Source organism: Falsihalocynthiibacter sp. S25ZX9 (genome assembly GCF_041205405.1).
GTDB classification, from domain to species: Bacteria; Pseudomonadota; Alphaproteobacteria; order Rhodobacterales; family Rhodobacteraceae; genus Falsihalocynthiibacter; species Falsihalocynthiibacter arcticus.
Genome location: NZ_JBGFCD010000332.1, coordinates 1 through 282, shown reverse-complemented (window position 1 = coordinate 282; position 282 = coordinate 1). Strand labels below are relative to the sequence as shown.

The following is a 282-nucleotide window of genomic DNA, read 5'->3' as shown; positions in this document are numbered from 1 at the left end:
ACCGAGATGGCGCGGATGAGCCTTGACGACGGGCTGGTTATGCAAATTCATCCAGGCTCCCTGCGCAACCATTCCAGCCAAGTCATGGCACAGTTTTGACGCGACAAGGGCTTTGATATTCCAAAACGCACCGATTATGTCACCGCGCTGCAACCGCTTCTAAACGCCGTTGGTGGCAACCCAGATTTGACGGTGATCGTGTTTACCTTTGACGAGACCTCGTTCTCGCGCGAACTTGCACCCCTTGCTGGCGTCTATCCCGCGTTGAAACTTGGGCCGCCG

1 pseudogene is annotated in these 282 nt (G+C 56.0%); it reads left to right on the top strand.

The annotated features are described in order from the left end of the window. A pseudogene (locus AB9F29_RS22460) lies at positions 1 to 282 on the top strand (glucuronate isomerase); the annotation flags it as partial.